Source organism: Paenibacillus praedii (genome assembly GCF_049725345.1).
Classification (GTDB): Bacteria; Bacillota; Bacilli; order Paenibacillales; family Paenibacillaceae; genus Pristimantibacillus.
The window spans coordinates 1-8,063 of record NZ_JBMWAM010000038.1 but is presented as its reverse complement, the minus strand read 5'-3'; the positions used below and the strand labels follow the sequence as shown (position 1 = coordinate 8,063).

9 protein-coding genes are annotated in these 8,063 nt (G+C 38.1%); 1 reads left to right on the top strand and 8 read right to left on the bottom strand.

From position 1 onward, the window contains the following. Positions 1-163: 163 nt before the first annotated feature. The 8 genes from ACO9K6_RS20835 to ACO9K6_RS20800 all read right to left on the bottom strand — a co-directional run bounded on the left by ACO9K6_RS20835 (position 164) and on the right by ACO9K6_RS20800 (position 6,290). Positions 164-724, bottom strand: a complete 561-nt coding sequence (locus tag ACO9K6_RS20835; RefSeq protein WP_424769448.1) for a histidine phosphatase family protein — start codon at positions 722-724, stop codon at positions 164-166. Between the two features lie 174 nt (positions 725-898). Further along, positions 899-1,504, bottom strand: a complete 606-nt coding sequence (locus ACO9K6_RS20830) for a hypothetical protein (protein WP_424769447.1) — start codon at positions 1,502-1,504, stop codon at positions 899-901. Beyond that, positions 1,480-2,817 carry a hypothetical protein gene (locus tag ACO9K6_RS20825; protein WP_424769446.1) on the bottom strand — a complete coding sequence of 446 codons (1,338 nt, stop codon included), beginning with the start codon at positions 2,815-2,817 and terminating at the stop codon, positions 1,480-1,482. Before ACO9K6_RS20825 ends, ACO9K6_RS20830 begins: the two co-directional genes overlap by 25 nt. A 359-nt stretch (positions 2,818-3,176) precedes the next feature. Next, positions 3,177-3,629, bottom strand: coding sequence for a GNAT family N-acetyltransferase (locus ACO9K6_RS20820; RefSeq protein ID WP_424769445.1), 453 nt, complete (start codon positions 3,627-3,629; stop codon positions 3,177-3,179). Between the two features lie 159 nt (positions 3,630-3,788). Beyond that, complete coding sequence (locus ACO9K6_RS20815) at positions 3,789-4,247, bottom strand: HEAT repeat domain-containing protein (RefSeq protein ID WP_424769444.1); 459 nt, start codon at positions 4,245-4,247, stop codon at positions 3,789-3,791. 149 nt (positions 4,248-4,396) lie between these two features. Beyond that, positions 4,397-5,143, bottom strand: coding sequence for a class I SAM-dependent methyltransferase (locus ACO9K6_RS20810; protein WP_424769443.1), 747 nt, complete (start codon positions 5,141-5,143; stop codon positions 4,397-4,399). Positions 5,144-5,349: 206 nt separating this feature from the next. Further along, complete coding sequence (locus tag ACO9K6_RS20805; protein WP_424769442.1) at positions 5,350-5,748, bottom strand: VOC family protein; 399 nt, start codon at positions 5,746-5,748, stop codon at positions 5,350-5,352. Positions 5,749-5,969: 221 nt separating this feature from the next. Then, the gene (locus ACO9K6_RS20800) at positions 5,970-6,290 is read right to left on the bottom strand and encodes a putative quinol monooxygenase (protein ID WP_424769441.1); all 321 of its coding nucleotides are present in this window, start codon (positions 6,288-6,290) and stop codon (positions 5,970-5,972) included. A gap of 765 nt (positions 6,291-7,055) precedes the next feature. On the opposite strand from ACO9K6_RS20800, the gene ACO9K6_RS20795 reads away from it, so the two are divergent. Beyond that, the gene (locus ACO9K6_RS20795; protein WP_424769440.1) at positions 7,056-7,838 is read left to right on the top strand and encodes a VCBS repeat-containing protein; all 783 of its coding nucleotides are present in this window, start codon (positions 7,056-7,058) and stop codon (positions 7,836-7,838) included. Positions 7,839-8,063 lie beyond the last annotated feature (225 nt).

The following is an 8,063-nucleotide window of genomic DNA, read 5'->3' as shown; positions in this document are numbered from 1 at the left end:
TCATCTCTAATCAAATTAACAATATCTTGTTGTAGCACTGTAAAACTGTACCTCCCAGCTGTTAAATACCCGTTAAAATAATGGAGGCTGCCGTTCATTCCGCGGCAGCCTCGTGATGTAAGTATTGCACTGTCGTTTCCCGTTAGCTTAATAAGTTTTTGTCTTAATCCCTTTCCCATAACCTAATAACTTCTTTCAAATCAGTTCCGTCGAAAGATAATTTATATATGTCTGGCATATCAAGTTGTTTCCAAAAATTAAAACCGTATTTTTCATCAAAATAATTCATTATTAAAACCATAATATTGCCATGTGTTCCTATAACAATGTTCTTAGTTCTAAACCTGTCCAAGACCTGTAAAGTTAGTCTCGCCCCCCGCTTTTGGGCATTTTTATTCGATTCTCCGCCTTCAAACGAAAAATTATAATCTTCCCACACTCGTTTAATAGCATAGTTAAAATCGTCTACTGGTCTTTCTGACAGGACTCTTTCTTTAAAATCCTCTTCAATCACAATTTCTTCACCTATGTATTTAGCAATGCCTTCGATTGTTTGAAATGCTCGTTTGTACGGACTGGAAATTACATGGTCAATATTCGCTTTTTTTAATATTTCATTTACTTTTTTAGCATCGTTAAAGCCACGTTCCGATAACGGTCTTGTTAATTCTTCTGGGGTGTATATTGAATGAGCATGCCTTGCAAAATATAGATTTGTTCTCATAAATCTCCCTCCAAAAAAGATTTGATACCTTGTTTTGTTTTATCATTTCTTATTCAACTTAACTGCCCGTTACTTCAATAAACCAAATGAAGAGCTGCCTGAAGCAAACTCCTCCACTATCGTTCTCCGTTAGTTGAGAAAGGGCAGCTTATGTACTCCAGGGTCGTCTGAAAACTAAAGAATGTGTTTTAATATCAAATATGAATCATAATCATGCGATTGAATGCTTCCGAACATCCGAAGACGATCAATAGCGCTTTTCTTAGATGTTCTTGTACTAGTTAGCAAATAGATCAGACCAAATGACAAAAAGTAAGAACCATGTGTCATCTCGAAAATACGTTCTGTTTTATAAGCCCGCTTTTGAAGCGTCCCTAAAATCTCCAGAAGTGATCTGCGTTTCTTTTCGAAATCAACAAACCTGTCTTTAATCGACTCATCATCTGTACCAAATGAATATTTTATTAGTGCCTCGAAAATATTATGGCAAACTGTATTCTCATTAAACACGCCGAAATGGAACGGCGTACATGAAATGCGAATATAGTTTGCGTTTTGAGGAGCCTCGACTCTCGCAATTGGAGTTAACTTCCCATTTATCATTGCCCTCTTAGCGGATCCTTGTTGAAACAACTCTAAAGGTGGTCCAGAACGTAAAGCCGACTCGGTCCGAAATGCTTGCAGTTGACTATGAATAGACGACCCGCCTAGATCAAGAAGTAGTTTACCTATATGCCCAGATCGAGCATCGCGAGTCAGCGGCTTGATTTTGCTTTCCAATACGATAACCTGTTACTAACGATACAGATACCGTCAGATTCCCCTTTTTCCCCTTCATGAACATAATCACCCGAATATACTGGCTCGCCCAAATGAGTGGCCATCCATTGTTGAATAAATTGTTCGAAAACTGTACCCCAGCTTCTTGGATGGCCCAAGAGCCCTTTCATTTTATCATAAAGACCAAAGCAATCAATCGATGGAAGCGGCATAAAATACTCATACTCTTTAGCAGGAACAGGTACAAGCCACTCGGAGTCAGCATCAATTCCAACAACCTCCAGCGGGCGGTTGAAGTTGCTGTTTAAGCTGGTACTGCTCGAAATTCGATTTAAATAAGTGATTATGACATCCCAAGTAACCTGCTTACGGAGCCTCTTGTACAACCCAGATGCAGTTAACCGCAGCAAAGGTCCTTCGGTTTTTAGAGCTAAAGGAGCGATCGATAAGATTTCGCTTGAAATAAGAATGATGGCCTCTTTATCCATTCCGAAAGCCTCTACAATGGTTTCACGATATGAGTCCAGTATCGAATCCAACATGATGATTGTGCTTTCTGGTGGATATTGATAATCCTTGTACAGGGCATCATGAAACACGGCTTTCTGGAAATATGGAATTGGGTCGCCAATGAACATGAGCTGAAATTGGTTTTCTATACGGTAATCATACAAATCCAATAACACGCTCGCGATTCTCTCGATTGCCATTAAGGTTTCGGGGTAACCCGTTCCTTCTGGTACATCGGTCGAAGTTACAATCTTCAGTGCAACGTGATAGAGAAACTTGCGCGTAGTATTAATTAAACGGTTAAACATCTCTGTAGAAGCGTCGAACGTTTTTTTGTACTCGACCAGCATGTGATCCATGAATCGCACGGGTCCGTAACTGTGGATTCTTGATTCAATGCGTGAGAATAAGATAGCAGCTACTTCTTCGCGATTTTGTAGCAAGCCGTCTTTTATACAAGCCTCCTTGACATGTGTTTCTACATACATGACTGTATGCGCATATCGCCATACCTCAGGGTGCAATTTTTTGTTCGCTTCTAAGCGGTCCCCGTAATCTAAACGTTTACTTCTTAATAGCGTAATCCAAACGCATAACATGATGATTTTTGAGAGTGAAAATGCTGTTAATTCCTTGCCTCTGTTTGTGTCAACATCTTTGGCTGGACGAACGTAGTCTAAAATTGCATCAATGTAGTTCCAAATTCGTTCTACATTAGTATTGAACTTCAAGTGATGGTATACATAATAGCTTCTTATTTCATCGATTTTTTCGCGGAGCATTATGGTGTCAACGAAACTCATTCGCTTAACCAATCTTTGTTCGAGTGCATCTTCGATCTCCTTAAGTTACTTATAATATTAACTCTCAGGTTGTATACGAAAATAAGTATATAGATCAATGATCTCACCACTGACAGAATAAAACTCCAAACAATTTTCCGCGTGGTGAATGATCTGTTCGATGAAATGCGCGTTATCCTTGGTGTTCACTTCTTTCGCTCCTTTCAGTTAAATAGGATCACAACATTATCATTTCAGGTGCAAATCTAGAATCCTGCCCGTTAGCTGAGCGGATTTCCAACAATACAAAATAAGCGATGGATCGGTTCCACCGCTGTGCTATCGTTCCCCGTTAGTTGAATAACATTTACCTTTTTAACCTATAAATCTTGAGATAAACGAACCATATCCCTGCACTGAATACCATTTTCAAAAATTTCTTCTGGGTAATGCCTAACAAAAAAATCTATATCAACACCAACTATTCTAAAGCCACATTTTTGATAAAGAGCCAGTTGCCCTATGCCTGAATTTCCAGTTCCAATTTCAATTGTTTTGTAGCCTTTTGTTTTAGCTACCCTAATTGCATCCATTACCAATCGTTTGCCTATACCTCTACCATGTTGCTCTTCTACGACTGCAACATTCACAAGCTCCACTGTCATTGGTCTTGTTGGAAGTAATACATAAACTCCAATAATATGCTGTTCGATTTCAGCTATAAAACATTCGCCTCTATGGACATATTCCTCAACAATCTCTCTTGAAGGGTCAGCCAATAACAACAATTCCATTGGAAGTTTTTCACTTTTATTAAGTTTCCTAATATCCATATAAATCTCCTTTATTAACCTCTGATTTCTTTGATTATATATCATTGTTTATTAAACTAACCTGCCTTTTAGCTTAATGACATTGGAGTAGCTGCGGCGCATCAAGCTGCCCCTGGATCGCTAAACTAATGTTCACCAATAGCTTAAAGAAAATTGATCTTATTGTCCCTCATTGTTTCTTTTCTCCAGAGCAAACAAAGCCCTTCTTCTTACATACTCATGTTCATCGTTTAGAAACCTTTCTAAAAGAGCCTGTACTTCATCATTGTCCACATTGGCGATTTCACCAAGACCAAAAGCTACTTGCCACCTTGCCTCGTAATCGTCCCAAGATATCGCTTTATAAGCTAGGGGAATTAAAGCATTAGGATGTTCAATTAGAGACTGTAATACATTTTCGCACTCGTTATCTCTAGCCAAAGTGTAGAGTATTGACTCAAAAACATCACTGTTCCATTCATCAATTGACTCATGTGCTAATACCTGATCCACTGCACTATAAAGTCTATCCCAGTGAGGGTATTCTGTTTCCCATTCTCCATGTTCACCGGGAGATTCGTCCGCCCATTTTTTAAACATATCAACTTCGTTTTTTAAACATATAATGAGATCACTCACCTAGCTTCGCTCCCTTAACATCAAAACGGATAGCGCATTCGTTATGTCACTAAACTTCCCGTTAGCTCAATGATACCTTTTTAAACCAAATAAGGGGAGGACATTGTTGTCCTCCCCCGATAGTTATTAAGCTATAGTCTCCCGTTACTTCAACATCTGTTTATCCGCCAGTATAGTAAATTCCCAAGGAATATTTTCATTATTCCATCCACGATGCTCATCAAACTTTCGCAATCTGAACCTGATGAAACGACTGAATTAATAATATCGCTCAAAGTGTACAATCGAATGGAGACATCGGGGAAATCTTTCTGTTCATCTATATCAAATGCACCTTTATACGCCACATCTCCATTTTTTAGTTCTGTATCAAAATAATTGACTTCGCCGTGAGATGAGATACATCTTCCTAAGGGATGAAAATCACTTAAAACCAAATTTCCACCATCATTTAATAAGTCGCAAAGAATATTCATTAACTTTTCCAAATCTCTGAAATAGTGTAATATCCCTCCTTCCAAATATAGAAAGTCAAAATTACCTCCGTACTCCTTTAGGTCGATATCATATATGTCTGTGACGATGTATTCTAGTGTGATATTTGCGCTTGCAGCCAGCTCTAAAGCATACTTTCTGTTTTCCTCAGAGATATCGAATACGGTCACCTCTGCCCCTAATATTGCTAACGGAACAGCTTTTCTTCCATTCGAACCACAAAGGTTAGCAACCTTTTTACCTCGAACATGATTAAAAAGGTTCTTATGCTTTTTAAGTGCTGCAAGTGGATTTTCTAAAATCTGACGTGCTTTTTCCTCAGGAGAACCATCTCGTTTATTCCAATATTCATAAGCACGATACTCCCAAGCTTTTTTATTTATTTTACTTTGTTCATGCACTTAGTTTTCACTCCCTTTTATCGCATATATCACCCCTATAACATCACATATTGGAACTATCCTGCCCTTTAGTTCAATGATACCTTTTTAATCCAAATAAGGGGAGGACATTTTTGTCCTCCCCCGATAGTTATTGAGCTATAGTATCCGTTAGTGCAATAATTTAGCTTATTTAGCTTTTTTTTAAACTAAAAAGGTTATTCATATTATTTAGGTAGATTTAGTTGCCACGAAACTCCGAAGCGGTCATTTAACCAACCGAACTTTTTACTGAAACCATAATCATTCAAAGGCATAAGTACTTGTCCACCTTCATTGAGTTTCTGATAAAGATTGTCAAGTTCTTCTTCAGTATTACAAGTAACAAATATTGAGAACGAAGGTGTAAAAGAAAACTGATGTTTTACATTACTGTCAATGCACATAAATTCTTGCCCTTTTAAGGTAAAAGTAGCCTGCATTACAGTTCCTTCATCCCCAGCTTCATTTGCTCCGTATCGAACAATACTTGTAACTTGAGAATCCTCAATAAGCGCTGTATAATAATTCATTGCTTCTTCTGCCTTGCCATCTTGAAACATTAAGAATGGTATTACCTTTTCCATTATAAACCTACTCCTTTTCATATCCTAAAGTATATTTCATTCGTATTAGTATATCCGTTTTTTAACTAAACTGCCCGTTACTTCAATGGTCATTAAAAAGGAGCTGTCCTAGCGGCAGCTCCACACTAACATACCCCGTTAGTTTAAGTACATTTGTTCATAATCAATCTGGACTTTTAATATAGAAAAAAGACTGCCACAATGACAACCTGTTCTAAAGACTAAATTTTATTAGATGAAATACCCTTTCCACCTTTTGTTTTTAAGGTGCTCATTCTTTCCATACCAGTAATAATGGGTTTTGCTCGGCTTATTAATTTTTGGGTAACTTCAAGACCTAGAGAGGCTTGATGTGAACTTTCGTCGGTCCACACTTCATAAACATAAACAGAATTTGGTTCATTATCGGCAATGTTCACAAGATATATTTCACATTCATCTAAATTTTCCATCGACTCGGCTGCTTCTAACAAAATATCGACCATTTCTTCATTTTTTCCTTCTTGAACTATAAACTTGTTAAGTAGGCTAAATTTACTCATTTCATTCTCCTTAAATTCGTTATTTCTAAAGTAATTCTACGTCCCAATTCTATTCTCCTGTTATTTCCATAAATAAATTTATTAATACTACCTCAACTAAACTGCCCGTTAGCGCAACGAAGGACTATCACGCGGCAGCCCTTTTCGATATTGAACTATCGTTACCCGTTAGTTCAGCGGACTCATAGCTCAAATGTGACCTATAAGCTTTAAAAAGGGCGGTTCTAAGTTAAGTGAAAAGGTAAGTAACGAACCTTGGACTAAGCACATGCATAGGGTGAAAAGAAGGATTTATTATTATTTAAGGAGGTCAAGTGAATGATTTGCAACATCAGGCAACACAAGAAGGCGAAATTGTACATGTCGACAGAAGACTCGTTTATTTGAGGGGTTTCAACTCCATCAGGACATTGTGTTCCTTTGCAATAAACCACAATATTAAGGAGTGAAGTCGAATGGCTTTTATACCAATGACCCCGCCTCCACAATTCGTCCCAGTGCAACCTGCTACATCCTATATCGTTGATTGCTTATATCAACAAACATATGTTTGGTTATGGAATGGGGAAAGTTTCTGGTTTTACCCGACACAGGTTGAGTCGGGAGGGGTTTCAGGTTATCGATGGGATGGGCGATTCTGGATGTTTTATCGGATCAATCCAAGATTTATCAAAGCTGTTTCATGCCCCCCAATTCCCACTCCATACTAAAAAAGGTCAATCATATCGTATACACAGGGACTTATTAATAGGGAGGGGGGCGCACTTGTACAAACAAGTTCATGGACAAACGAATGGTATCCCAAATCATTCAAGAATTGTTACTTTGCTTGACATGAAGCGAGGTGATGTAAATGGAGACGGAATCATAGATAACGTGTATTTATATGGAAATAAACCTGAAGGTACAGGAATCTTTGCGGATAACATAACGCTTGTTATTCAAGATGGACATTCGAACCAGAGTACAACGGTTAGACTTCAAAGCAATTCAGGATATAATGCCAGGCTTTTCCTTGGGGATTTTACTAAGGATAACATGTTGGACATTTTAGTAAGTATCGATTCTGGTGGAAGCGGTGGATACGGGATATATTATATTTATTCCTTCAAGAATAACGATTTGCGGCTAATGTTTGATGTTGAAAAGTACAACAAGGAATATAAGTTTAACGTGGATTACCAGGATTTTTATAAAGTGAGTGTAGGAAGTCCTCAACTTGATGTGCTTTTCACCATCGACATTAGTTACAAAGGTTATGATTATGTATCACAGTATTACTTTGAGAACGGAAAACTAAAACAACCGATTAAAGGAGAAGTTCTTGCTCTAGGTGCGTTATATCCCATTGTGACAAACCAAATAGGGATTAGTTATGATCTACTTGCCTTGCAACGAATTATTGGTACTTCTAACTCGGATACATTAGGATATGTCGAAAACTTTTTGACATGGAACGGTTCTCAATTTATATCATCGAGATTGACCGTATCCATACTTGGTACGAAGTTAATTAGTTTTGCACAAAGTTCTGAGACGAGAAAATGATGCTCGCTACTTACTTTAACAGTCTAATCCGTTTCAATACAGTTTACAAGCCGATTTTCCCCGTATTTTCGGCGGCTGGTACTCTTTCAACAAGTTATTCCGCTATCCTGCCAGTTAGCGTGGAGAAGGCAGCCGATCAGTTGAAGTGACCCCAAAAAGTTAGACATCTATATTTAGGCAACCTGTTCGGCATGAGTTCGGTATTGTACCGGACTCATGCCTTTT